Annotated in this window: 21 protein-coding genes, 2 rRNA genes and 1 riboswitch; of the genes, 3 read left to right on the forward strand and 20 right to left on the reverse strand. The window is 60.7% G+C overall.

What is annotated here, in order from left to right; translation table 11 throughout:
- Nucleotides 1-31: 31 nt before the first annotated feature.
- From D7D26_RS12760 to D7D26_RS05735, 6 genes are all read right to left on the reverse strand, one after another.
- Nucleotides 32-535, reverse strand: coding sequence for a branched-chain amino acid transport system II carrier protein (locus D7D26_RS12760; RefSeq protein ID WP_158606282.1), 504 nt, complete (start codon nt 533-535; stop codon nt 32-34).
- Nucleotides 511-1,377, reverse strand: a complete 867-nt coding sequence (locus tag D7D26_RS12765; protein WP_120372388.1) for a branched-chain amino acid transport system II carrier protein — start codon at nt 1,375-1,377, stop codon at nt 511-513. Before D7D26_RS12765 ends, D7D26_RS12760 begins: the two co-directional genes overlap by 25 nt.
- Nucleotides 1,378-1,501: 124 nt before the next feature.
- Nucleotides 1,502-2,017 (reverse strand): pyridoxamine 5'-phosphate oxidase family protein, encoded by a 516-nt coding sequence (locus D7D26_RS05720; RefSeq protein ID WP_120372389.1) that lies wholly within the window; start codon nt 2,015-2,017, stop codon nt 1,502-1,504.
- A gap of 90 nt (nt 2,018-2,107) precedes the next feature.
- A complete protein-coding gene (locus tag D7D26_RS05725) occupies nt 2,108-2,764 on the reverse strand; it encodes a hypothetical protein (protein ID WP_120372390.1) in 657 nt (218 codons plus the stop codon).
- Nucleotides 2,765-2,777: 13 nt separating this feature from the next.
- Nucleotides 2,778-3,473, reverse strand: a complete 696-nt coding sequence (locus D7D26_RS05730) for a DUF5058 family protein (RefSeq protein WP_120372391.1) — start codon at nt 3,471-3,473, stop codon at nt 2,778-2,780.
- 86 nt (nt 3,474-3,559) lie between these two features.
- Nucleotides 3,560-5,011, reverse strand: a complete 1,452-nt coding sequence (locus D7D26_RS05735) for an amidase (protein WP_199674708.1) — start codon at nt 5,009-5,011, stop codon at nt 3,560-3,562.
- A gap of 328 nt (nt 5,012-5,339) precedes the next feature.
- On the opposite strand from D7D26_RS05735, the gene D7D26_RS05740 reads away from it, so the two are divergent.
- The gene (locus tag D7D26_RS05740; RefSeq protein WP_120372393.1) at nt 5,340-5,654 is read left to right on the forward strand and encodes a winged helix-turn-helix transcriptional regulator; all 315 of its coding nucleotides are present in this window, start codon (nt 5,340-5,342) and stop codon (nt 5,652-5,654) included.
- Nucleotides 5,654-6,538 (forward strand): MurR/RpiR family transcriptional regulator, encoded by an 885-nt coding sequence (locus tag D7D26_RS05745; protein ID WP_120372394.1) that lies wholly within the window; start codon nt 5,654-5,656, stop codon nt 6,536-6,538. The genes D7D26_RS05740 and D7D26_RS05745 overlap by 1 nt, the downstream gene beginning before the upstream one ends.
- A gap of 71 nt (nt 6,539-6,609) precedes the next feature.
- Here the strand turns inward: D7D26_RS05745 and D7D26_RS05750 are convergent, their stop codons facing one another.
- The 4 genes from D7D26_RS05750 to D7D26_RS05765 form a co-directional block, all read right to left on the reverse strand.
- Complete coding sequence (locus tag D7D26_RS05750; RefSeq protein ID WP_120372395.1) at nt 6,610-7,395, reverse strand: ABC transporter ATP-binding protein; 786 nt, start codon at nt 7,393-7,395, stop codon at nt 6,610-6,612.
- Entirely contained in the window at nt 7,392-8,453 is a 1,062-nt protein-coding gene (locus D7D26_RS05755) for a FecCD family ABC transporter permease (RefSeq protein WP_120372396.1), read from the reverse strand. Before D7D26_RS05755 ends, D7D26_RS05750 begins: the two co-directional genes overlap by 4 nt.
- On the reverse strand, nt 8,454-9,458 hold the full coding sequence (locus D7D26_RS05760; protein ID WP_120372397.1) for an ABC transporter substrate-binding protein: 1,005 nt from the start codon (nt 9,456-9,458) through the stop codon (nt 8,454-8,456). It lies immediately after the preceding gene.
- 364 nt (nt 9,459-9,822) lie between these two features.
- On the reverse strand, nt 9,823-10,830 hold the full coding sequence (locus tag D7D26_RS05765; protein ID WP_009163837.1) for an ABC transporter substrate-binding protein: 1,008 nt from the start codon (nt 10,828-10,830) through the stop codon (nt 9,823-9,825).
- A gap of 150 nt (nt 10,831-10,980) precedes the next feature.
- Nucleotides 10,981-11,149: riboswitch (cobalamin riboswitch) on the reverse strand.
- 141 nt (nt 11,150-11,290) lie between these two features.
- Between D7D26_RS05765 and D7D26_RS05770 the strand changes: the two genes are divergently transcribed.
- Nucleotides 11,291-11,953, forward strand: coding sequence for a L,D-transpeptidase family protein (locus tag D7D26_RS05770; RefSeq protein ID WP_009163836.1), 663 nt, complete (start codon nt 11,291-11,293; stop codon nt 11,951-11,953).
- A gap of 114 nt (nt 11,954-12,067) precedes the next feature.
- On the opposite strand, the gene D7D26_RS05775 is transcribed toward D7D26_RS05770, so the two are convergent.
- The 10 genes from D7D26_RS05775 to rrf (D7D26_RS05820) form a co-directional block, all read right to left on the reverse strand.
- A complete protein-coding gene (locus D7D26_RS05775) occupies nt 12,068-13,171 on the reverse strand; it encodes an ornithine cyclodeaminase family domain (RefSeq protein WP_009163834.1) in 1,104 nt (367 codons plus the stop codon).
- The gene (locus D7D26_RS05780) at nt 13,168-14,334 is read right to left on the reverse strand and encodes an ornithine cyclodeaminase family domain (RefSeq protein ID WP_009163833.1); all 1,167 of its coding nucleotides are present in this window, start codon (nt 14,332-14,334) and stop codon (nt 13,168-13,170) included. The genes D7D26_RS05775 and D7D26_RS05780 overlap by 4 nt, the downstream gene beginning before the upstream one ends.
- On the reverse strand, nt 14,331-15,662 hold the full coding sequence (locus tag D7D26_RS05785; protein WP_009163832.1) for a helix-turn-helix transcriptional regulator: 1,332 nt from the start codon (nt 15,660-15,662) through the stop codon (nt 14,331-14,333). The genes D7D26_RS05780 and D7D26_RS05785 overlap by 4 nt, the downstream gene beginning before the upstream one ends.
- Nucleotides 15,663-15,712: 50 nt before the next feature.
- Nucleotides 15,713-16,642 carry a carbamate kinase gene (gene arcC, locus D7D26_RS05790; protein ID WP_009163831.1) on the reverse strand — a complete coding sequence of 310 codons (930 nt, stop codon included), beginning with the start codon at nt 16,640-16,642 and terminating at the stop codon, nt 15,713-15,715.
- A 35-nt stretch (nt 16,643-16,677) separates the two neighbouring features.
- Nucleotides 16,678-19,167: an AAA family ATPase gene (locus D7D26_RS05795; RefSeq protein ID WP_120372398.1), complete on the reverse strand. Its 2,490-nt coding sequence runs from the start codon at nt 19,165-19,167 to the stop codon at nt 16,678-16,680.
- A gap of 9 nt (nt 19,168-19,176) precedes the next feature.
- Complete coding sequence (locus D7D26_RS05800; protein WP_009163829.1) at nt 19,177-20,334, reverse strand: CD0519/CD1768 family membrane protein; 1,158 nt, start codon at nt 20,332-20,334, stop codon at nt 19,177-19,179.
- A gap of 97 nt (nt 20,335-20,431) precedes the next feature.
- Nucleotides 20,432-21,811, reverse strand: coding sequence for an alanine/glycine:cation symporter family protein (locus tag D7D26_RS05805; RefSeq protein WP_009163828.1), 1,380 nt, complete (start codon nt 21,809-21,811; stop codon nt 20,432-20,434).
- Between the two features lie 84 nt (nt 21,812-21,895).
- The gene (gene argF, locus D7D26_RS05810; protein ID WP_009163827.1) at nt 21,896-22,888 is read right to left on the reverse strand and encodes an ornithine carbamoyltransferase; all 993 of its coding nucleotides are present in this window, start codon (nt 22,886-22,888) and stop codon (nt 21,896-21,898) included.
- Between the two features lie 281 nt (nt 22,889-23,169).
- Nucleotides 23,170-23,284: ribosomal RNA gene (rrf, locus tag D7D26_RS05815) — 5S ribosomal RNA — on the reverse strand.
- A gap of 163 nt (nt 23,285-23,447) precedes the next feature.
- A 5S ribosomal RNA gene (gene rrf / locus D7D26_RS05820) occupies nt 23,448-23,562 on the reverse strand.
- Nucleotides 23,563-23,794: the final 232 nt, after the last annotated feature.

Raw genomic sequence — 23,794 nt, forward strand, 5'->3', positions numbered from 1 at the left:
CGGCGGAGACAGACTCGTTTTTTTAGACGCTTCACTCGATCTCCAGCCCATCGACGTTCACCTCGCCGCTGCGGTGAGCCGCGCCGAGCCAGGCGACGGCGTAGGCCGCGATCGAGACGGGAATCCACGCCAGCGAACTGGCCGACAGCGGCAGCGCGGCGTAAAAACTGGCAAAGCGAGGCAGGTCGAGATGGAACAGGCCGGCGTAAACGTTCAGCAGCGCCGCGCCGCCCATGACGGCGGCCGCGATCATGGCGCACTTGAGCGCAAAGAGGTTACGGCGGCTGTTGTTGTGCCGGCAGAAGCAGTAAAAGAACGTGATGACGATAGCGCCGGGATAACAGGCGTCGAGGACAGGGCCGACGACGGTGACGATCGCGTCGATACCGGTCGAAGACACCAGGCCGCTGATCACGCACGAGGCGGCACAGATTTGGCGGTAGGACGCGCGTCCGCCGAGAATTTTCTCCCAGATGCCGGCCGTGGACGAAGTGATGCCGATCGTGGCCGTCAGCGAGGCCGTGGCCAGCGCCACCAGGAAGACCCTGCCGCCCGCCCCCACAGTTCGACGACCATCTGCACGTACAGGGCCGCAAGGTTGAGACGAATCGTACCGCCGATGTTGGCGCCGGCGATCATGTGGCCGAGGTGCGCCAGCGCCAACAGTCCCAGACCGATGACGCCGATCTTGATCAAATTTCTGTTGACGTCCTCGCCGGCGATGCCGGCGTCATGGATGCCGCGGACGACCACCAGCCCGTACAGGAGCGCGCACTGCAGGTCGCCGGCGGCATAGCCGGCAAGGAACCCATGAACGACGGGATTTTCGCCAAAACTCGGTTTGCCCCACGACGGCGAGAGCGGCGCAACGATACTTTGAACGATGACGCTGACGACGATCGCCATCAGCACGGGGAAGAGAATGCGGCCGATGCGCTCGACCACTTTGCCGCTGCTGGCCACGAAGACGTAGATCACCGCGTAGAACGCGCCGTTGAACAGCAAGATAGCGGTTTTTCCCACGGGGCGCCAGCCCGTCAGCTGCAGGACGGCCGCCCACAGCGCGGCAGTGACGCGGGGGACAACGAAGAACGGCCCCAGCACGAGGATCGTCGCGGCGACGAAGAACAGCCCGAACACCGGCGAAGCGCGGCGCGCGATGTCGAGGAAATTGCCGCGCCCTTTGACCAGTGCCACATAGCCCAAAAAGGGCAGGACGATCCCGGAGAGGAAAATCCCCAGGTATGCGCTCCACACGGCCGAACCGGCGTCGTTCCCCCAGGTGACGGGATAGAGCAGGCAAATGGCCCCAAAATGCATGGAAAACAGGCCGCCGCCCATGATCAGCAGCTCTTTCGGCGAGAGATTCTTTCTCATGATTCTCTTTATTCAGCTCCAATGGAAGATACCGGCGAAAATTTTTACGCAGCCGCAGCAGACCGAGAAAAACTCCTTTCGGAGCGCCGCGCAAAGAGATCTCATTCCCGCGGACGCGCGCCCTTCATTCCTTTCTGACGACGACGGCGTGCGGATTGTCGGGATTGGGATAGCCCTTGGTCTTGCCCGTCAGCGACGTGATCTCGATCGCCAGCACGTTGACCACTTTCTCCAGTTTGGCGTCGGCGACGGAGTAGTTCTCCCTGACGTCACCGTAATGGGCGTGGAGCAGGTCGATGGCGCGGCGCTTTTCGTCCAAGTCGGTGACGACGCGCACCTTTCCCTCGCCCATGACGCTGCGGTAGATGCCCCATTTATAGCCAGCCTTGACGGGGCTGAGAACCAGTTCGTAGCCGACAACGACGTGAAAAGCCACGTCGGGGTGCGTCCGCATCGTTTCCGCCGTGCGCCCCTGCATGGCGCCGTGGATGTAAAGGCAGTTGTCGCCCAGGCCGTAGTGAACCGGCACCGAGTAGGGTTTCCCCGCCGGGTCGATCAGCGCCAGATGAAGGATCTCGGCTTCTTCGAGGACCTTGCGGATCCATGCCTCTGACGTCACTTCGCGGTCTTTTCTTCTCATAAAGATCCCCCCAGACGAATCAATTGACGAAACGGCGCCGGCGGCGACAGGCAGTTCCGCAGCCGGCCGCACAGAATCGGGGCGCGGGTCCTACTTGACGAACTTGGCCTTGTAGGCGAACTTGGAAATGACCATGTTGCCGAACACGGCGATGAGGATGTACCCCCAGCTGGGCAGCGGAACGAACTTGCGCACCAGCAGCACCAGCGGCAGCGCGTACAGGGCGATGCGGGGCTTCTTGACCACGAACTGCATCAGCACGGCGCCGAACAGCGCCGGCAGAATCAGGTTGGAGATCGCGTTCTTGACGGTCTGAGGCAGGACGCCCAGGATCTGGTAGCCGAAGACGACGAAGATCGTCAGGATCGTGATGTTGGTGACGATCGAACCGGCGATGCCCATCGTGGAGATGATCTCGCCCTTGTCGGAGCCGGCCTCGTTGTTGGTAACGTCAAGCGCGGTGGCGGCGGCGGGGACGCGCATCTGTCCCATGGAACCGGCGAGGATCCCCATGTAGGAACCGGCCGTGCCAAGCACGGTGTAGTAAGTGATCGGCTCGATGACGTAGAACGCGCCATAGGCCGCGGCGATCTGTCCCCAGCCGGCCAGCAGGTCGCCGATGCTCGGCGCGGCGCCGTAGGCCAGCGAGAGGACGATATTGGGCAGGAAGCTGCAGCAGATTGCCAAGAGCATGGTGACGCGGCCGACGCGAACGACCGATTTGTTCCATTCCGTTCTGAAATCCATGTGAACGGCCTCCTCACATAAAGAAGTAACCGCCGATCAGGCCGGCGATGATGGCGAAGCCCAGCGAATAGTCCTTGATCCAGGGATGTTTTTTGCCGAGCTGAATCAGCACGAACATGGAGACAGCGCCGATGATCGCGGCGACGGTGCGGCCGCTGAACGTGACCAGATAAGGGCTGGTCATGTGACTGTAAAGGCCGATGCTCGCCGTGGCGGTAAGAATGGCGCGCCATGCCTTGTCGGTGCCGCCGATCTTGTCGCTGACTTTGTCCATCCTGTGGGTGAACAGCCACACCATCAGCAGCCAGCCGCAGCCGTTCACGCTCATCGTGAACCAGGAAACGGCCATCTGATTCAGGCCGTAGCCGGCGCCACCCAGTTCCACGCCGCAGGCTGCGGCGCCGGTGCGGGCAGCGGTCAGCTCGGTGGCGGCCGAGCCGATCATGGACAGACGGATCCAGGAGATGGGGCCGCCGACGACCGAGATCATGGCCAGAATGACGATGACCTGGGCGATAGCGGGGCCCGTGGCGGAGATCATGCCGCTCTTGAAGGCGCGGTTGCAGGCGGCCCTGTCGAGGCCGACGCTGCCGGCGAACTTGTAGCCCAGCTTCACGTAGCGGAGCGCCAGCAACGCGACGATGCCGACGCTGATGGCGGCGCACCCCCAGAAAGGCGCCGCGTTGCCGATCTTCAACAATTCTTCCATAAAAGAGCTCCTCCTTGGGCGGGAACGAAAATTTTGAGAGCGCGGGACGAGCCGAACGGTTCCGGAACGCTTTCTGCGAAAAAAAACTAGAATTTCGGCGGGAATTTCTCGACGAAGCCGGTGACCGCTTCGTAGGCCGAAGCGAACTGCAGCGCCTCGAACTCCCGGTGCGGCGCGGCGACCAGCTGCAGGCCGATGGAAAGGCGATTCGCGCCGCCGAATCCGGCCGGCACCGTGCAGACGGCGTTGCCGCCCATGGTCCACGGCGTGACGATCTCCATCCAATTGTGATAGGTGCGCATCGGCGTGCCGTCGATCGCTTCGGGCCAGTGAACGTTCTTGTCGAAAGGGAAGCAACAGGCGGTGGGCGAGACGATGTAGTCGTAATCGTCGTAAACCTTGAGCATGGCGTGATAGAACTCGGTGCGCTTCTCGAAGGCACGGTACACCTCCTGGGCGCTCATGGTCAGCGAACCCTCGTACTCCCAGCGGCTCTCCGGCTTCATCAGGTCCTGACGGCATTTGTCGTACCACGGCTTCAGCGAGGACGCGCAGTAATGGCGGATGGGCAGCCAGATGGTCTCCCAGAACTCGTTCATATTGTAAAAGGGCTCGATGTCCTCGACCGCCGCGCCGAAGTCCTTCATGCGTTCCACGGCCGCGCGGCAAGTTTCCAAGACGCCGGGCTCGGTGGGCAGCGCGCCGCCCCAGTCGCCGATCCAGGCCACGCGAACGCCTTTCTGGTCCTTTTTCAGCGCCTCGCGCACGTTCGCCGGCGTCAGCGCTTTTACGCGCGGATCGGCCTCGCGGGTCAGCGGGAACTTGGCGTCGTAGCCGGCCATGGTGGCGAACAGCAGGGCCACGTCGGCCACGGTGCGCCCCATGGGCCCGTTTGTGGCCATGGAGTTGGTGAACAGTTCGGTGCCGCCGGAGGGGACGGCGCCGATGGATGGGCGCAGGCTGACGATGTTGCACCAGCCGGCGGGATTACGCAGCGAGCCCATGAAGTCGCTGCCGTCCGCCACGGCCTGCATCCTCAAAGCGACGGCGCAGGCTGCGCCGCCGGACGAGCCGCCGCTGGTGCGGTTCTCGTCGTAAGGATTGCCGGTGGCGCCGAACACTTCGTTGTAGGACTGGGAACCGTAGCCGAACTCGGGCGTGTTGGTTTTGCCGATGATGATGGCACCGTCGCGCTTCATCGCGGTGACGACAGCGCCGTCGGCGTCGGGAATCCAATCCTTGAGGAGCAGCGAACCCTTCGTGGTGCGGATTCCCTTGGTGGGAACCAGATCCTTCACGGCCTGCGGAAAACCGTGCATCCAGCCGCTGTCCCCGCCGGATGCCAGCTCGGCGTCCTTTTTCCCGGCCTGTTCCAGCAGCGCCTCGCCGTCGACGCGGGTGACGATGGCGTTGACGCGGGGATTGGTCTTGTCGATGTGATCAAGGTAGGAAGCCATCACCTCGCGGCAGGAAACTTCCCTGGCGTGGATGGCCTTGGACAGATCCACAGCCGTCATTTCGACAACAGTATTGCTCACGAGAATTACCCCTTTCTGGCGTTTTCATGAAAAATTCCTTCCCATAAGACAATTTTGCTGAACTTATGAAGGACTGAACTGGCTGTTATTTTATAAATTTCGTCAGCTGCGATCAATCTGGGATAAAAATCTTGCCTATGTTAGAATTCTGATGTACTGCCGCGGGAAAGAGGCGGAAAAACTTTTCGTTTCACCGCCGTTCAGGGAAGAGGATCCGTACCGTGCCGCTTTAGAAAGCGCCGGCGGCCCGTCGGAAAACGGCTGCGGAAGCGTCACTTTCTGACGGCCGGCGCAGCAGACGAATTCCTATGAAGATGAGGCGAATTTCATGATTCCGGAAGATTTTGCCGAAAAGATCACGTTCAACCGCACCTGGGATCTGCTTTCCCATCGCTGGAAGTTCTACGTCGTCTATCTGCTGGGCGAGCGGCCGCTCCGTTTCGGCGAGCTGCGGCGGCTTTGCGCGGCAGTGTCGCGCGTGACGCTGACCGGCTACCTGCGCCAACTGGAACAGGAAGGTTTTATCAGTTGCCGCAAGCTCAGCGAGCCGGCGCTTTTCGCCGAATACGCGCTGACCGACTTGGGACGCAGCGCGCTGCCTCTGGTGCGCCAGTTGATCGCGTGGGGCGACGGGGCGGACTGATGCATAACGACAGCAAATCCTTTTCGGTCAAACAGAAGCTCATCAACGCCGAACACAGAAGTGATCTCGACGAAGCCAATTGGGAGCTGGCGCAGTATCTGCTGCTCCACTACAACGAGATCGACCGCATGAAAACGCGCGATCTGGCAATGCAGTGCCACATCTCCTTCTCCACGGTACGGCGCTTCTGTCAGAGTCTGGGCTTCGACAATTTCTCCGACCTGCGCAAGGCCAAGATGAACAATCCGGAAAACCAGTACGAGATCGCGCTTGACAACTTCGGCCGCGGACTCTATGGGCCGCGGCGGCTTTACGACGAGATCCTGAGGAACGTCTGGGGCGTCGGCCAAAAAATGGATTGGAATCGCCTGCGCTGTCTTGCCGAAGCGATGGCGGCCGCGCGCAGTATCATCATTTTCGCCGTGCGTCCCTATTCTTTCGTGCTGCAGGAATTCCAGAGCCAATCTATTGCTCTCAATAAACCGTTGTTTATTTTAGATGACATTTGTACTCATCGCAGTATCATTGAGCGCCTATTGAGCAGCGACCTGTGCCTGATCACTGTATCACCCGCCGGCTGTCTGATTCCCGCTATCAAAGACGAGCTGAACAAAATCGCGGGCTTCAAGACGGCGCTCTACTGCCCGGGGGCGTTGGCCCACGAAGGGGCGACCGACTGTCTGCGAGGCTATGATCTGACGTTCCCGCTGACGCTGCGGAGCGACGCCTACAATTATCTCGAAATCTACGGCAAGTACGCCGTCGGCTATTTTTTCGACCTGCTGCTGGGCGAGGTGATCCGCCGAGTCGGCGGCAAAAAGCAAGAGCGGCGTCGCACGAAGGACACGCGGCAAACGATGTTCCACGTGGAACATCGCACGTAAAAACGTCCGACGATCCAGTCATCGTCGGACGCGGCGTTATCACAGGCTTTTTGCGCAACAGGATTTTCTGTTTAGAAAGCGCCGCCGGAGCTCAGGCGGTGCAGAAAAACGATCTGCGGCCGTCCCGTCTCGGGGTTGGGAGCAACGCTGGCCTCCACACGGTAAACGGCGCGGATCAGTTCGGGCGTGAGCACCTCGGCCGGAGCACCGCTGGCGAAGACCTGACCGTCCTTCATCACGTAAATGCGGTCGCAGTACTGTGCCGCCAGGTTCAGGTCGTGCATGACGACCAGCGAGGTGACGCCGAGACTGCGCAGCAGGTCCATGATCTCGAGCTGGTAATAGATGTCGAGGTGGTTGGTGGGCTCGTCGAGGATCAAAAAATCCGCTTCCTGCGCGATAGCCCTGGCGATCAGCGCACGTTGCTTTTCGCCGCCGGAGAGCGAAGCGAAGGAGCGCCCGGCGCGATCCAGCATCCCCACGTACTCCAAAGCACGGTCCACCAGCGCGAAATCGTGCGCGTCGTCGCGCTGCAAGGCCTTTTTGTGCGGATAACGCCCCATCGCCGCGATCTCGCGCACGGTGAAGTCGAACTGCCCCGGCATCTCCTGAGGCACCGCCGCGGCGCGGCGCGCAAATTCCCGCGCGCGTAGCTTCCATACTTCTTCGCCGTCCAGCAGGATCGAACCGAAACGCGGCTTGTTGACGCGGTACGCGCAGCGCAGCAGGCTGGACTTGCCGCTGCCGTTGGGGCCGATGACGCCGACGAACTCGCCGCGTTCCACGTTCAGGTCCACGCCGCGCACGATGTCCCCGGCTCCAACTCCCCAGCGCAGCGACGTGACCGCCAGCTTCATCGCGGACCTCGCCCGCCGCTTTTGAGCAGCCAGATGAAAAACGGCGCGCCGATGAAGCCAGTGACGATGCCCAGGGGAAGTTCCCGCGGAGCCAGGGCCGTGCGCGCGAACACGTCCGTCCAGATCAAAAAGCTCGCTCCCGCCAGCGCGCCCACCGGCAGGAGGCGGCGATGGTCGGAACCGACCAGCAGCCGCACGGCGTGCGGGACGATCAATCCGACGAAACCGATCGAACCGCTGACCGCCACGATCACCCCGGTCAATACCGAAGTGGCGGTGAACAAAAGGCGGCGGAATTTCGCCACGTCCACGCCGAGCGCCGCCGCGTTCTCATCGCCCAGCAGCAAGGCGTTGAGCGGGCGCGACTGGGCGATGAACAGTACGAGACAGGCAACCAGCGCGACAAAGGGCAGCGGCAGGCGATCCCATCTTGCGCCGCCGAGCCCGCCGAGCATCCAGAACATCGCCGATTCGGCGCCGTTGCGCTGTTCCAGATAGACCATGAAATTCGTCACGGCCATAAACACGTACGAAACGGCGAGTCCCGACAGGACCATGCGCACCGGGGTCAGGCCGTTACCCTGGCGCGCGATGGCGAAAACCAGCACGAAAGCCAAAGCCGCGCCGGCAAAGGCCAGCGCGGAAACTCCCGACATGCCGGTCAGAGCGGCGCCGAAGACCCGCGTCATGAAAAGCATGGCGAACACCGCCCCCGCGCATGCACCCGAAGAAATCCCCAACAGGTAAGGATCGGCCAGCGAATTGCGGACCAGTGACTGGATCACCGCCCCCGCGGTGGCAAGCCCCGCGCCGACGACAGCGCCGAGCAGCACGCGCGGGAAACGGATCATCCAGACGATGCCCACTTCGTTGCGCGGCCATTCTGCACCGATCCAGCTCCATTCCGGAAACATCTGATGGAGGATGATGCCCCACACATGCCGGAACGGCAGCGGGGCCGTCCCCATCGACACTCCCAGCGTTACGCTGAAAAACAGCAGGACCGTCAGGGCAATCAGCAGCGGTGCCAGATTCCGTTTGGCGAAGAACCGGGGCACTTAAAACTTCCCGGGATACAGCCCGCGGGCGATCAGTTCCAGTCCGCGAACGGCTCGCGGCCCCGGATAGACTTCGTCCACCGACATGTAGATCAGCTTTTTGTCGCGGATGGCTTTGACGCCCTGCAGCGCTGGATTGTCGAGCAGCATGGCCTTGCTTTCGTTTTCCGGCGTGGCGCGGTATTCGAGGATCAGGATGACGTCGGGGTCGCGGGCCACGACTTCTTCCCACGTCACTTTGATCCAGCTGCTTTCGACGTCGTCGAAGATATTGCCGGCATGGGCGAGGCGAAGCAGGGCGCTGGGCATGGCTTGACCGCCGCAGGCGCGCGGTGCATCTTCGTTCGGCGTGCCGAAGCTGCGGAAGATGAACACGCGCGGGGTCGCCTTCACGCCGGCAAGCTTTTCCCGTATGGCCGATACTCTCGCCTTCATGCCGGCGATCACGGCCTCGGCTTTGTCTTGCACGTTGAAGATCACGCCCAGGTTGCGCAGGTCATTGTAAGTGTCCTCCAGCGTCACAGGCGGCTTGTTCATCACGCGGATCAGCGATTCGGTGATGGCGTAGCTTTTGACGCCGTGCTTTTCCAGTTCTTCGGGCGTGACGGCGTTGCCGGCCGTGCTGCCGGGGATGTCGAGCCCATAGTTGTAGCCCGACAGGAAGAAATCGGGATCGGTGCCGAGCAGCGTTTCCAGCGTGATGTAGCCTTCCTGGGCCACGGGGATCTTCGCCAGTTTTTCGCGGTATTCGGGCGAGACCTGATGTTTCGAGCCGGGGAATCCCGCATAGCCCACGAGTTTGTCTTCGAGGCCGAGCGCGAACATCAGCTCGATGATGTTGCTGTCGCCGTTGGTGACGACGCGCTCGGGAGCTTTTTCGAAGACAATTTTGCGGTTGCCGTTGTCGACCGTTGCGGGGTAGACCGTTTCCGCCGCGCCCACGGCCGCGGCGGAAAGCGTGGCGCTCAGCAGCGCCGCAAGAACGGCGCAAAGCGATTTTCTCATCGTAAGACCTCCGATTCAGTTAAGACGATTAATACTATTTCTTAATCAAAAAGACGAACACAAGGGCGCTGCGAGGGAGATTCACAAAGCGAACTGCGCAGACTGCATAGCAGTCGAGATAGTTCTGAGCGACTAAACTCCCTCGCTGCGCCCAGAAAACTATGTCAACACTTTCTATCAAGAATTAGTATAAACAACGCGATCCCGAAAGGCCGCGGCCCTCTTGGAAAAAAGCCCCGTTCCGCGGCTCGCTCCGCGCGAACAGGGCCTACATTTTTTGACGCATGACGAACGCCGCCCGTCTTTCTGCATCGTGGGATGTCCCCCAGACGCGGCGGCACGTCTTCCGAAAAGACGCTTTCGTTTACTTGAACAGTTCGGGATAGAAAGCTTTGGCGATCAGTTCCAGTCCGCGGATAGCGCGGGGGCCGGGGTAGGCGTCTTCGATGCGGATAATGTAAACGCGCCCGTCCTTCACGGCGTTCACGCCCTGCAGCGCGGGATTTTCGAGCAGCAGCTTCTTGCGCTCCTCGCCGTTCGTCGTGCCGGCTTCGAGCAGCAGGATCACGTCGGGATTGCGCGCGACGACCTCTTCCCATGTCACCTTGATCCAGCTGCTGTCGACGTCGGCAAAGATGTTGCGCGCTTCCACCATCGCCACCAGGGCGCTGGGCATGGCCTGCGCGCCGTTGGAGCGGGGCGGCTGATCGGGAGCGCCCCATGTGGGGTGGATGAACACGTTCAGAGGCTTGGCCGTATCGATCTGCGCCAGTTTGGCCTCCACTGCTGCGGCGCGCGATTTCATGCCGTCGATGACTTGCTGCGCCTTGTCTTGGACGTCGAAAATCACGCCCAGATTGGCGAGATCGGCGTAAGTGTCTTCGAGGCTGACGACGTTTTTTTTCATCACGTGGATCAGCGACTCGGTGATGGCGTAGCTCTTGACGCCGTGCTTTTCCAGCTCTTCGGGCGTGATCGCGCCGCCGGCCGTGCTGCCGGGGATGTCGAGCCCGTAATTGTAGCCCGACAGGAAGAAGTCGGGATTGGCGCCGAGCAGAGCCTCCAGCGTGATGTAGCCGGGCGCGGCGATGGGGATCGCCTTGAGCTTCTCCCGGTATTCCGGCGAGACCTGCCCGCCGTACTCGGGGAAACCCGCGTAGCCGGCCATGCGGCCTTCGAGCCCCAGCGCGAACATCAGTTCGATGATGTTGCTGTCGCCGTTGGTGACGACGCGCTCGGGCGCCTTCTCGAAGACGATCCGGCGATTGCCGTTGTCGACGGTTACGGGATAAACGGTTTCCGCCGCGAAGGATGCCGCGGCCATGGCCAGTGAAGCGGCTGCCACAAGAAAACTGCGAAGAACCTTTTTCATGCTGTGAACCTCCTGCGCAAAAAACGTGACCCGGCCCCCGCCGGCTCGCCTCTATAGAAAACGCGGGCATAAAAAAAGACACGGTCCGCGGCCGTGCCTTTAGAGACAGTGATGTCTGCTGCCCTGAAAAGATTTCGCCCGCGCAAAAGCCTTCCTTCGCGTCGCCCGGCGCGTATCCTGACTCCCCTTCTTCCTGCGCGGACTCTTCCCAAAGGGCACAAGACCTTCAGTGAGCGTAATACCGCTTCGTCAGGGGTTACAGTGGCGGGGCCGCGCAGGACTTTCACCTGCTTCCGACGCCCGGCGACGTTCCATTTTCACATATTTTAAGCGCCTCCAGGCCCCCTGTCAAATCCTGAGGCAGGACGGGACTGAAGCGGGACTCGCGCAGACAGCGCGGCGCTTTTGTGCTATGCTTGGCTCACCCAATGGAATCATTCCAAAGAGGAGGTTGCTCGTTATGAAGCGTACTCTTGCAAAGATTTTCCCGGCGCTTTTCGCCGCCGCGGCGTTGGCTGCGCCCGCCATGGCCGCCGATCTGCGCGAGCTGCTCGCCGCGTCGCGGACGGCGCAGAAGACCGGCGAGATCATCCTCGTCGTCGACCGTGCGCTCTCTCTGTGGAAGAAAAGCGACGCCGGCGCCTGGGAAAAGACGCTGGAAGCGCCGTGCGGCTACGGCAAGCTGGGACTGACGGAAAACAAGCGCGAAGGCGACAAGAAGACGCCCGTCGGCGCCTTCCCGATCCTGCACGCCTTCGGCAACAAGCCCAACCCCGGCACAGCCATGAAATGGCGCCCGGTGACTCCCAACTCCTACTGGGCCGACGACGTGAACCAGCCGAAAATCTACAACACCTGGGTGGAGAGCGCGAAAAAAATCCACGGCGAACACCTGGCCGACTACTATCAGTACGATTACGCCATGGCCGTCGGCTACAACGCCGACCCCGCCGTGCCGGGACGAGGGTCGGCCATCTTCGTCCACGTCAAATCCCGCCGCCACTGGACCACCGCCGGCTGCCTCTCGCTCGAACGCCGGGACATGATCGAGCTGCTGCGCCAGTGCCACGACGGTGCCTGGATCGTCATCGTCCCGAAAGCGGAGCGTCTCGCCCGTTTTTAGACGGAGCCATACCAAATACAAAAGCCATTTCTTTCATCATTCGTCGCGGCGATAAAAAACTGCCCCGCCTTTTTCGGCAAGCGAGAAAGGCGGGGCAGTTTTTATCGCCGCGAATCAATCCTGAGGCCTGTTCAGCGCGCGGTCGAGGTTGCGCACGAAATCCTGCGTGTTGGTGACCATGCTGACAGCCGTGACGGTGCCGCGGTCGGACAGCTTGTTGACGGCGAATTCCTGCACGTCGACGGTATACATGTAGACGGGACGGACGACGCCGTCGAACTCGTTGTACGAGGGGGTCATGTTGCCGGTGGCGATAGTGTAAAGGATCGCCGACATCATGATCATGGTCGAGGTCTTGCGAGCGTGGACGCGCATGGCGTTCTGAGCGGCGTAGACGTTGTTGCAGGCGCCGGGCAGGGCCAGGCGGTCGCGGATGGTGCCGGCCATGACCAGAGCTGTGCCGCACTCGACGCAGGCCTTGACGAAGCCGTCTTTGACCTTGCCGGAGGCGACGAGCGCTTCCAACGAACCGTAGGAGTTGGCGAGGTTGATGGTGTCGTAGAGGTTGTAGGTGCTGTTCTGCTCGTGTTCGAAGATTTTCTGTCCCCACGACGTGTCAAAGACGCCGCGCTCGAGATCGAAAGCGGCGGTTTCGGAACCGCAGAAGATCGCCTGCACGTAGCCGTTGCGGATCAGGCGCTCGAGCGCCAGGCGCGAATTCTGGTCGAGGGCCAGCGCCGTGCCGACGACGAGCGTCACGTAGCCGCGGTGTTCGCGCTCGTGCCGCAGCACTTCGTAGAGCGTGTCGTAGTCGAGCGAGTAGGCGGTCTCGCGCGAACGGCCTTCGCGGAAAGCGAAGGTGTCGGAGGTCGCGGTTTCGGCGAGGAAGCCCTGCGTCCACACGTAGATGCCCTCGCTGGCGTCTTCGGTACGACCGATCACGACTTTGTCGCCTTTTTTCAAGTTGCGGAACTCGACGATCTCGACGCGCTCCCGGCCGGGCGTGTCGCGGGCCACGCAGACGGTGTCCATGCGGCTCTGCGTCGCCAGCACCCACGTGCCGTTGATCTTGAAGTACTCGGGGTAGACCGACAGGGCGTGGTAATGACGGGGGCTGATCCCGTCGCGCTCGACGGTTTCGAGACGGCAGTTGGGCGCGTTCTTGAGGAACTCCTGCTCGAAATCGGGGTGGCGATATTTCGGCATTTCGAAATTCATTTGCCCGCCTCCTCGCGCTGCGCGTTTTTGACGACGACGAATTCCTCGGCGGGGACTTCCATCGCCTCCACCTGCTCCCGGGCGACGGCGCCGATCAGCGCGCGTTCGCAGTTGACGACGAAGTCCTGGACGTTGGTGTTCATCGGCACGACGGCGATGCGCTCGCGGGCCGCGACCACCTTGTTGGTGACGTTTTCGGTGATGTCGATAGAGTACATGTAGACCGGCGTGATGGCGCCGTCTTTTCGCACGTGATAGCTCGACGCCATGTTGGCGACGGAAAGGCTGTGCAGCATCGTGGCGATGCCGATGATCAGCGTGGCCTTGTCGAGGTGCTTTTTCATCTCCGTCAGCGCCTTGTCGGTGTCGCCGATCACTTCGGGCAGCGGGCCGTCGTCGCGGATCGAGCCGGCGAGGACCAAGGGCACGTTCATCGAGACCAGCGTCTTGATAATGCCGTCTTTGACGTGGCCTTCGTCGATGAATTTTTTCGTGGAGCCGGCCGCGCGCACTTCGTTGAGCAGGTCGAGGTGGTTGTAGTGTCCCATCGGCTGGTTTTCCTGCGTGTAGATGTTCTGTCCCAGCGCGGTGCCGAGGAAACCGCCCTCGAGGTCATGCGTAGCCATGGCGTTGCCGCCCATCATGCAGCTGATGTAGCCATTCTCGGCCAGGTGGTTGAGGGCGACGCGCGTGTCGTAGTCGAAGACGACGCTGGGGCCGAGCACCCAGACGATGTAGCCGCCGTTGTCGCGCTCGTACTCGAGCTGCGCGAACAGCTGTTCGTAATCGGTCGTGTAGGCGGTCTCCACGGCGCGGCCGGGCGCGGCGTAAACGCTTTCGGGGAAGCCTTCCTTGTACACGAGGACGCCCTCGGAGCCGTCGGTCGCGCGCCCCAGAACGACCTCGTCCCCCACTTCGAGGTCGCGGATCTCCGTGACGGCGATTTTCCCCTCTTTGAGCACGGCCACGCAGTTCAGCGAATTGTGCTCGGGAAGCTGCCACGTTCCGTTGCAGCGATAAAAGGTTGGCAGATGGGTGGTCAGATAAAAGCCGCGCGGCGCCACGCCTTTCTTCTCGACTTTCGCGCATTTCACTTCGCCCGCTCCCCGAAACTTCGCGTCATTGAAGTCGGGGCACGCAAAGACAGGCATTTCAAACTTCATGATTGCTCCTCTCTGGACAAACGAAACAGGTGGCCGATGTCCACCGTGTCTTTCTGTTCCGTCACTCGTTCTCGAAACTCGCTGGCCGTAACTTTCAGCCATTTCAGAAAATTACGGTTGAAACTCCGCAGTGAATTGTAGCCGACCTGAAACGCGATATCCGTCACCGACTGATCGGTGCGAAGCAGCAGGTTCGCCGCCTCGTGGATGCGCAGGTAATTCAGGAAATTCGTAAAGTTCATCTCGACGATGTAGCCCAGGGACTCGTTGACCATCCTGGGAGAGGCATTGAACCGCTCCGCCACGTCCAAAACGGTAAGATCGCTCGCAAAATTCCGATATATGTATTCGATGATCTTGCCGGCTTTCGGCGCGGGCAAAACCATGGAGACGCCGGGATTGTTCCGGTAGCAGCGGCGGAACTGCTGCGCTCCGATCCCCTGTTGGTCGGAAAAGACGCGGGACAGATGCGATATGTCGGAGTAATCGAGGATGTCGGCGATCTCCGCCAGGGAAATATTCGTGTGCAGCAGCAGAAACATGACCTTCGACAGCTTCATTTCCTGAAGCAGCTCGTAAAAACCGAGCCCGGTCACCTTGAAGATGTAGCGGGAAAGCGACGCTTCGCTGACAAAATAGATCCGGCTCAAGTCCTGAAGCGTCAGCTTGCGGTGCAGATTCAGGTACATGTACTGAAAAATGTGGGGGGAACAGCTTTCTTCCTCTTTTTCAAGACGGGCCTGTCCGTCGGAACGTTCTTCCTGGTCCTGCGCCAAGCGCAGGTAGAGGACGACCAGTTCCACCAGCTTCGCCGTCAGGTACAGGTCGGACCACGACTGGCGGACGGCGGACGTTGCGATGGAAACCGGTTCGATCTCGCGGCGGATCTCGTCGAAGAGGGCCCTGACGCGCGAGCGCTCCCGCTCCGGGACGCGCACGCCGCCGTAGCGGTACAGAAGCGTGACCATGTCGAATTTCTCGTTTTCGATGTTGAACTGGTTTTTGACGATGAAATTCAGAAACTCGAACGGATAGATAAGCAGGTAATAGCACAGCGGTTCCTTCACTTCGACGATTTCGGAAATTTCCCATGGCAGCAGGGCGATAACCGCTCCCGGCTCCATCGTATAGTTTTTGTCGTAGATCCTGATCGTGCCTTTTCCCGAAAGGACGTAGAGGAAGCGGCTGTTTTTGTGCAGCAGCGGCTTCGTCGGCGCGCTGTCCGACTGCACTTCGAAATAGGTCGCGACGCCCTCTCGGGACGCCGTGCGGTAAAACTCCTGAATCTCCACGCGCTTCCTCTGTCCGGGATTTTTCCGGGAAGTCATCTGTCCTCCCCCTTTTGCCGGCGCCTCCGGCGTCCCGAAGGCCCGCGGCGCTACGCCTGGATCCAGGTGCCGGTCGAGCCTTCCAGACCTTCCTTCGCCTTCTCCAGCGACGTGATCAGCGCCTTGCGGCCCGGTTTCGACTCGGCGAACTTGATGGCCGCTCTGATCTTCGGCAACATGGAACCTTCGGCGAACTCTTTGTCTTCGATATACTTCTTGGCTTCGGCCACCGTCAGCTTATCGAGCCACTGCTGATCCGGCGTGCCAAAGCGGATCGCCACTTTTTCCACGGCGGTGAGGATGACGACCACGTCGGCGTCGACAGTCTCGGCCAGTTTCACCGACGTGAAGTCCTTGTCGATCACCGCGTCGACGCCCGTCAGCACGCCGTCTTTCTCCACGACGGGCACTCCGCCGCCGCCGCCGGCGATGACGGTCACGCCCTGGTCGAGCAGCTTGCGGACGGCCTCTTCCTCGACGATGCGGACAGGCGCCGGAGAGGCGACGACCTGACGGTAGCCGCGGCCGGCGTCTTCGGCCACGGCCACGCCCGCAGCTGCCAGTTTGTCGGCGTCTTCCTTGCTCATGAAGGTGCCGATCGGCTTGGTCGGGCGCTGGAAGGACGGGTCGCAAGCGTCGACCTGGACCTGCGTCACGAGAGTGGCGACGCTGTCGTTCATCTTTCTGACGCGGAACTCGTTGCAGATGGCGTTCTGCAGATGATAGCCGATGTATCCCTCGCTCATGGCGCCGCACTCGGGGAACGGCACGAACGGCAGCTTCTCGCCCGATTTGGCGGCGATATCCATCGACTTCTTGATCATGCCGACCTGCGGGCCGTTGCCGTGGCACACGAGCACCTGCACGCCGGACTGCACGAAATCGACGATGGAACGCGCGGAGTGCTTGACGCGTTCCTTCTGCTCCTCAGGCGTGTTTCCAAGGGCGTTGCCGCCCAGCGCAATGACTACTTTTTTCATTATAATCTCCTATCCTCTTAAATGGAAACCCTTTTTCAGGAAACGACATCCGCGCCGCCGGTCCTTATGACGACGCGCGCGCCGGGACGCAACCGGCCGAGTAGTTTTTTCGCAGCCAGATCGGCGAGGACGGTCCGCTCCATATACCCGGCAACAGGATGAGCGCCGCTCTCGGCGCGGTCGAAACCGGCCGTGACGGCGTCGAGCGTCGCTTCGTCCCACGACAGTTCGATCTGCTCTTCCTCAAGCTCTCTTTGCAGTTCCCGCAGGCGGAGTGTCAGCAGTTCCCGGCGCTCCCGCAGCGAAAAGTCCTCGAAGTAATAGACGCCGTCGAGTCCGTCCCGCAGCAGTTCGCGCACCGGCGGATCGCGGTCCGTGCTGGTGACGGTGAAAAAGAGCAGGGCGTTACGGAAGTCGACGGTCCGCCCCCTGTTGTCGGCGATCTCGCCGTCGGCGGCGAGGCGCGCGATCAAACTCAGCACTTCCGCGCCGGCATGATCGACCGATTCGAAGACGATCACTCTGTGAGGGCGCAGGCGCACCGCTTCCGTCAGAGCGCCGGCCGCGTCGTGTCCGACATAGCCGGGCGGCGCGCCGATCAGTTTATTGACAGAAGCTTTGTCGGTGAACTCGCGCATGTTGAAGGACAACGGCGAACGTTCGTCTTCGTAATAATGCTTCGCGAACAGTTCCGCCAGATAGCTCTTGCCGGTGCCGGAGGGACCGACCAGCAGGAAGCTGCCCACCGGGCGGCGGCGCTTCATAAGGCCGCTGCGTGCCCGCAGGATGCTCTGCCGAACGGCGGAAACAGCGTCGCGATGGCCGACGAACTCGGCAAGCAGGCTCTTTCCGGCCTGCTCCAGCTTTTCGCTTTCGCTGCGGCCGATGCTCGACAGCGGGATGCCGGCGCGGACGGCAACGATGCGCTTGATCTCCTCTTCCGTCACTTCCCGCGAAACGGGGTAGTGCGGTCCGATCCGTTCGATCTCCGCGATCTTGGCGTCGAAAGCCTGCCGTTCCGCGACGAAGCGTTTCACGTCGTCGACGCGGTGAGCTTCCTGGGCGTCTTCCAGGCTGCGGCGCACTTCGTCGCGAAGCTCCTTGAGGCGCGACAGCTCGTCGAGACGCTCCACTTCCTTCTGCCAGGCGGCGAAACGCTCTTCGTAACGGGCGCGTTCGTCCGCAAGCTGTTTTTCCAGCGTCTGCCGCCGCCGCTGCGCCGCGGGATCCGCCTCGTCCAGCAGCAGGATGTGTTCCATCTCCCACTGGATGATGCGGCGGTTCCACTCGTCTAGCTCCTGCGGCATGGAGTCCATGCTCATGCGCACCATCGCGCCGGCCTCGTCGATCAGGTCGATGGCCTTGTCCGGCAGGTAACGGTCGGTGATGTAACGCTTCGAAAGCTGAATCGCGGCAATGAGCGCGCCGTCGGCGATACGGACGCGGTGGTGCGTTTCGTATTTCGAGACGACGCCGCGCAGCATGGACAGCGCCGCCTCTTCGGAAGGTTCCTCGATGAGGATCTTCTGGAAGCGCCGTTCCAGCGCCCGGTCCGGCTCGATGTAGCGCCGGTATTCCTCGACCGTCGTGGCGCCGATCATGAGGATCTCGCCGCGGGCCAGAAAGGGCTTGAGGATGTTGGACGTGTCCATCGAGCCGGAACCGCTGCCCGCGCCGATGATGGTGTGCAGCTCGTCGACGAAGAGGATGATGCGGCCTTTGGAGGCTTTGATGATTTCGAGGATCTCCTTGAGACGCTCCTCGAAGTCGCCGCGGTACTTCGTGCCCGCTACCAACGCCGCCATGTCCAGCGAAAAGACCATGCGGCCGCGCAGCAGCGCCGGCGCGTCCTGTTTGGCGATGCGCTGGGCGATGCCCTCGGCGACGGCGGTCTTGCCAACGCCGGCTTCGCCGATCAGGACGGGATTGTTCTTGAGACGGCGCGAGAGGACGCGGAAACACTCGTTGATCTCCTCGTCGCGTCCCAGCACCGGGTCCATCAGGCCTTCGCGGGCTTCTTTCAGAAAGTTGCGACCGAAGCGGTTCAGCTGCTCCATCTGCTCGGGGCTGATGCCAAGCTCGTCGGACGCGGTCAGACGGGCCGCCAGCATCGACTGGACCGATTCGACGGTGACGCCGAACTCGGCGGCGATCGCCGCGGACGGCGACTCGCGATCGCGCAGAATGGCCAGATACAGGTGTGGCGTACGCACGTAGGCGTCGAACGAGGCTCGCGAGATCTCGCCGCTGACCAGGACGATCCTGTGATACTGCCGGCTGTAATACAGTTTGCTGACGCCGGGCGTAGCGCGGCGATCCTGCAGCGCTTCCGTCAGTTTTCGTTCGTATGAAAGAAGATCGACCCCCGCTTCCAGAAGCCGGTATTTGATCTCGCTTTCCTTCTGGCGCAGGATCGCCAGCGAGAGATGAAGATCCGTTATCTCCGCGTGGTCGCAGCGGATAGCGATATTCTTCGCCTCCGCGAAGACGCGCAGCGCCTCCTGAGAAAACTTCGAAGAGTCCATGGAGCTCCGCTAGCCGACCAGCATCCAGAGCAGATGCGCCGCGATGCCGGCGCAGAGGCCGCCGATCGTGTGCGAGAGAATGGCGTTGCCGGTCATTTCCTTCATGTCGAGCGCGTCCATCATGGCGATATGGGTCGAGAAATAACCGCTCCAACACATGCAGATGGCCGTGAAAACCGCCAGGTCGTTGCCCGTCGCCGCGCCTTTTTTCACGAGATCGCCTACCATGCCGATCGCCGCGCCGCTGCTGCCGAGCGCCGTGATCGGCACGGCGATCGCTTCGGGCGACTGGAAGCCGAAGAGCGGATCAAGCAGGAAACGCAGCTTCGCCCCGATCATCGGCAGCAGCGCTACGCCCTCGCCCGCCGCGCCGGTGTAAACGCCGTCCGGGCCGGGGCCGTTCGTCAGCATCAGCACGATCGTGCAGATCAGCAGCACGCCGGGAATGATGGAAAGCCCCATATCGACGCCGCTCTTGCCGCCGTGCAGCATCGACTGGATGAAGCGCGATCCCACCGACCCTTCGCGAACGACGCGCATGTCCGCGGGGATCGTCTCGCCTCCGGAAGTCAACATCGCCGCGTCGACGCCGTAATAGGCCTTCGTTTTGCGCAGCATCAGGCGCACCGAGACGACGGAGCCCGCGATCGCCCCCAGATTGCCGATCAGAGCCGCCTTCATGGCGCCGTCCACGGACAGGCTCATCATCGTCGTCGTGATGATCAACCCCATGCCGAACGCCGTGCCCAGATTCGTCAGCGCCGCCATCTGGTATTTCTTGAAATAGCGCTTGAAGTTGTCGTCCTGGGCGAAGGCCAGGATCGCCGGATTGTCCGACAGATAGCAGTTCATGATGCCCAGAGCGCTCGAGCCGGGAAGGCCGTACAGCGGATAGATGACGGGCCGCAGCACGCGGTTGATCAGCGCGATCACGCCGAACTCCGACAGAAGTCCGGCCGCGCCGCCAGCCAGCACCGACACCGCCATCAGATGGAAGCAGACGGACGTCAGCAGCTGATACCCCGTCAGCATCATTGTTTTGAACATGTTGGCACAGCCCATGACGCTGCCGATCCCTACGAAAAAGGCAAGGAAAAAGAAAAGGAAAACAAAAGCCTCTTTTCCGATCTCCTTCTTGAGTTTGACAGTTTCCCCGTTCGCCTTCATTGTTCCTCCTGTAAGAGAGCAGGGAGTGCGGTTTAACGCCACGCGATAAACCGCACTGCCCGCCGATTGGATGCTTATCTATATTCCCGGACGACGCTTACTTTTTGCCGGGAAAATACTTGGGATTGCCGAAGAAATCGTCGACGATCGCCCTGACCTTGCCGCTCATCATCACCATGCCCAGCATGTTGACAAAGACCACCAGCCCGAGCGTGAAGTCGAGGAACACGCCGGCGTGCTCGAAGGAGATGAAAGCGCCGAGCAGGATCATCAGGCTGGCGACGACGCGGACGATCTTGCCGACGGCCGTGCCAAAGCAGAATTCGGCCTGCTTTTCGGCGTAGAAGACGATGACGATGATCGTCGAAAGCACGAACAGGAAGAGGCAGATGGAGATCAGCACGCTGCCGAAGGCGCCGAACTGGGCGGTAAAGGCCTGATGGATGGCGATGTTCTGATTGGCGGGATTCTTCCAGACGTCGGTGACGAGGACGACCAGCGCGGAAATGGAGCAGACGATCAGCGTATCGGCAACGACCTCGAAAATGCCCCACATACCTTGACGCGCGGGATGGTCCGTGATCGCGGCGGCATGACCGTATCCAGCGGAACCCATACCGGCTTCGTTCGAGTAGCAGCCGCGGGCGATGCCCTTCTGCATGGCTTTGGCCAGCGTGGCGCCGACGATGCCGCCGGCGACGGACTGAGGATTGAACGCGCCCTGGAAGATGGAAAGCAGCGCGCCGGGGACCTTGGAAGCGTGCGTGAAAATGATGACAAGGCCGAAAATGACGTAGAGGCCGGCCATGAAGGGAACCATTTTCTCGGTGACCTGGCCGATCCTCTTGACGCCACCGAAGACGACGAGAGAGACGAGAATAAAAATGACGACGACGGAGACTTTCGAACTGAGGCCGAGCTGTTCGATCGGGCCGGCCGCGGAAAGGGTCTGCAGCGTGATCGAAGGCAGGATCTCGAGCATGAAGAAAAACGCGACCGTCCAGCCCATGATCTTGCCAAGGACGCCGCCGATGCCGTTCTTGAACGTGTAGGAAGCGCCGCCGACATAATCGCCGTCGGTATTGGTCTCACGATACTTGATGCTCAGCGCCACCTCGGCGAATTTCGTGCTGCAGCCGATGACGCCGGCCACCCACATCCAGAACACGGCGCCGGGGCCCGCCATGAAGATGATCGCCGGGGCGACGACGATATTCGCCGCGCCGATCGACGAAGCAAGAGCCGTCGAAGCCGCCTGGAACGGCGAGACCGTCCCTTCGCCGCCGACGCTCGAACTGAACATCTTGCCGAACGTTTCCTTCATAATCGTAGGGAAATACCTGAACTGCACAAAACGCAGCTGGAACATGATCCAGACGCCGCCGCCCATGAGCAGGAGCAGGATCGGCCATCCCCAGAAAAAGTCGGTGAGCGCAACCACATTTTTGATAACAGATTGCATGAACGCTGAATCCATAACGATTCCTCCCTCTGTGTTTATACACGGTAGCGTGCGCCGCCGCTCGGCGCGGCGGACACACGCCGGTCGTCGTTTTCCCGCTTAGCAGAGCGTGGCGTACATGACCGCCTTGATGGTGTGCATACGATTTTCGGCCTGATCGAAAACGTACGACTGCTTCGACTCGAAGACCTCGTTGGTGACTTCCATTTCGGTGATGCCGAATTTCTCGGCGATCTCCTTGCCGACCTTGGTCTCGGTGTCGTGGAAGGAGGGCAGGCAGTGCAGGAAAATGGCCTGTTCGTTGGCGTTCTTCATGGCTTTGGCGTTGATCTGATAGGGCTTCAGCAGCTTGATGCGCTGTTCCCAGATCTCCGCGGGCTCGCCCATGGAGACCCAGATGTCCGTGTAGAGGACGTCGGCGTTCTTCGTGCCTTCATCGACGTCGCTCGTCAGCGTGACGGTGCAGAAGTTTTCCTTGGCGATTTCCTTGGCCGTCTCGACCAGCTTGGGATCGGGGAAAAGCTCCTTGGGAGCGCAGGCGACGTAGTTGACGCCCATTTTGGCGCAGGCGATCATCAGAGAATTAGCCACGTTGTTGCGGGCGTCGCCCATGTAGACGAATTTCAACCCCTTGAGGTGGCCGAAGTGTTCTTCGATCGTCAAAAGGTCGGCCAGCATCTGCGTGGGATGCCATTCGTCGGTCAGGCCGTTCCACACCGGCACGCCGGCGTAGGCCCCCAGTTCTTCAACGGTCTTCTGCGAGAAACCGCGGTACTCGATGCCGTCGAACATGCGTCCCAGCACGCGGGCCGTGTCCTTGATGCTTTCCTTGTGCCCCATCTGCGAACCGGCGGGATCGAGATAGGTCACACCCATACCCAAATCGGCGCCGGCCACTTCGAACGAGCAGCGAGTCCTCGTCGAGGTCTTTTCGAAGAGCAGAACGATGTTCTTGCCCTCGAGATAGCGATGCGGAACGCCGGCGCGCTTCATCGACTTGAAGTTCTTCGCCATCTCGAGCAGATAACGAATGTCCTGAGACGAAAAATCGATCAGTTTCAAAAAATTCTTGCCGCGGAAATTCTTAGCCATGTGGCGCCTCCTGAAAGTATGAGAATGTGTGTCACGATTTACGCTTAAAACTAATTGACTTATTTATTCTACAAAAAATACGAAACACTTGTGAGACATTTCTCTTTCATTTATTTGACTTTTTTTGCAGAATAGAAAACAGGGAGCCCGGACATCCGAGCTCCCTTAAAGTTCAATCCTGACGGCAACAGCCTTTGAGCGCCGCCGCCTTAAAAATTGTTTGCAATTCTCGTACGATAACATGATATTTTTAAAGCGTAACACGAAAGGGTTCAAAGAGAAACTTGCGACGACCTGCTCTCCCGCGAAGCGAATCGCAGTACCATCGGCGCGTGAGGGCTTAACTTCCGGGTTCGGCATGGGACCGGATGGACCCCCTCCGCAATTCTCACCAGCTCCTCTGTTCCATCAGACTCCCGCCGCCGTCATGGCCTGGCCGCAACAGTGCGAAAGCTAAATTTTTTCAGGCGAACGTATTCGTTTATTTTCGGACTTTCGTTTTCGTTCTTTGCGCGTCGGCCAGTTCCGCAAGCGCAGGGACAAAGAAAAAAAACAGAGACACGGGCGAGGACCTACTCTCCCGCGAAGCGAATCGCAGTACCATCGGCGCGTGAGGGCTTAACTGCCGGGTTCGGCATGGGACCGGGTGGACCCCCTCCGCATTTATCACCAGTATCTCTGTTCTATCCTACTTCCGCCGCCGTCATGGACGCATCCGCGAGCGGCGCGAAAGCGAAATCTTTCCGTTTCTCTTCTCTTTTTTTGTCTCTTCTTTTTGCTTCTTCTTGTTTCTTCTTGCTTCTTCGGTTCTTCGTCTTCGTTTCGTTCTTCTTCTCTCGAACAGCACGAAACTGAAACAGGTTAAGGCCTCGGTGTATTAGTACCGGTTAACTCAACGTCTCGCAA

The organism is Pyramidobacter sp. CG50-2 (assembly GCF_003612005.1).
GTDB lineage: Bacteria > Synergistota > Synergistia > Synergistales > Dethiosulfovibrionaceae > Pyramidobacter.

Excerpts from the sequence above, each read along its gene's own strand:
- D7D26_RS12765 (WP_120372388.1), bottom strand. The coding sequence starts at position 1,377 with ATGAGAAAGAATCTCTCGCCGAAAGAGCTGCTGATCATGGGCGGCGGC.
- D7D26_RS05720 (WP_120372389.1), bottom strand. The coding sequence starts at position 2,017 with ATGAGAAGAAAAGACCGCGAAGTGACGTCAGAGGCATGGATCCGCAAG.
- D7D26_RS05725 (WP_120372390.1), bottom strand. The coding sequence starts at position 2,764 with ATGGATTTCAGAACGGAATGGAACAAATCGGTCGTTCGCGTCGGCCGC.
- D7D26_RS05730 (WP_120372391.1), bottom strand. The coding sequence starts at position 3,473 with ATGGAAGAATTGTTGAAGATCGGCAACGCGGCGCCTTTCTGGGGGTGC.
- D7D26_RS05740 (WP_120372393.1), top strand. The coding sequence starts at position 5,340 with ATGATTCCGGAAGATTTTGCCGAAAAGATCACGTTCAACCGCACCTGG.
- D7D26_RS05745 (WP_120372394.1), top strand. The coding sequence starts at position 5,654 with ATGCATAACGACAGCAAATCCTTTTCGGTCAAACAGAAGCTCATCAAC.
- D7D26_RS05750 (WP_120372395.1), bottom strand. The coding sequence starts at position 7,395 with ATGAAGCTGGCGGTCACGTCGCTGCGCTGGGGAGTTGGAGCCGGGGAC.
- D7D26_RS05760 (WP_120372397.1), bottom strand. The coding sequence starts at position 9,458 with ATGAGAAAATCGCTTTGCGCCGTTCTTGCGGCGCTGCTGAGCGCCACG.
- D7D26_RS05765 (WP_009163837.1), bottom strand. The coding sequence starts at position 10,830 with ATGAAAAAGGTTCTTCGCAGTTTTCTTGTGGCAGCCGCTTCACTGGCC.
- D7D26_RS05770 (WP_009163836.1), top strand. The coding sequence starts at position 11,291 with ATGAAGCGTACTCTTGCAAAGATTTTCCCGGCGCTTTTCGCCGCCGCG.
- D7D26_RS05775 (WP_009163834.1), bottom strand. The coding sequence starts at position 13,171 with ATGAATTTCGAAATGCCGAAATATCGCCACCCCGATTTCGAGCAGGAG.
- D7D26_RS05780 (WP_009163833.1), bottom strand. The coding sequence starts at position 14,334 with ATGAAGTTTGAAATGCCTGTCTTTGCGTGCCCCGACTTCAATGACGCG.
- D7D26_RS05785 (WP_009163832.1), bottom strand. The coding sequence starts at position 15,662 with ATGACTTCCCGGAAAAATCCCGGACAGAGGAAGCGCGTGGAGATTCAG.
- arcC (WP_009163831.1), bottom strand. The coding sequence starts at position 16,642 with ATGAAAAAAGTAGTCATTGCGCTGGGCGGCAACGCCCTTGGAAACACG.
- D7D26_RS05795 (WP_120372398.1), bottom strand. The coding sequence starts at position 19,167 with ATGGACTCTTCGAAGTTTTCTCAGGAGGCGCTGCGCGTCTTCGCGGAG.
- D7D26_RS05800 (WP_009163829.1), bottom strand. The coding sequence starts at position 20,334 with ATGAAGGCGAACGGGGAAACTGTCAAACTCAAGAAGGAGATCGGAAAA.
- D7D26_RS05805 (WP_009163828.1), bottom strand. The coding sequence starts at position 21,811 with ATGGATTCAGCGTTCATGCAATCTGTTATCAAAAATGTGGTTGCGCTC.
- argF (WP_009163827.1), bottom strand. The coding sequence starts at position 22,888 with ATGGCTAAGAATTTCCGCGGCAAGAATTTTTTGAAACTGATCGATTTT.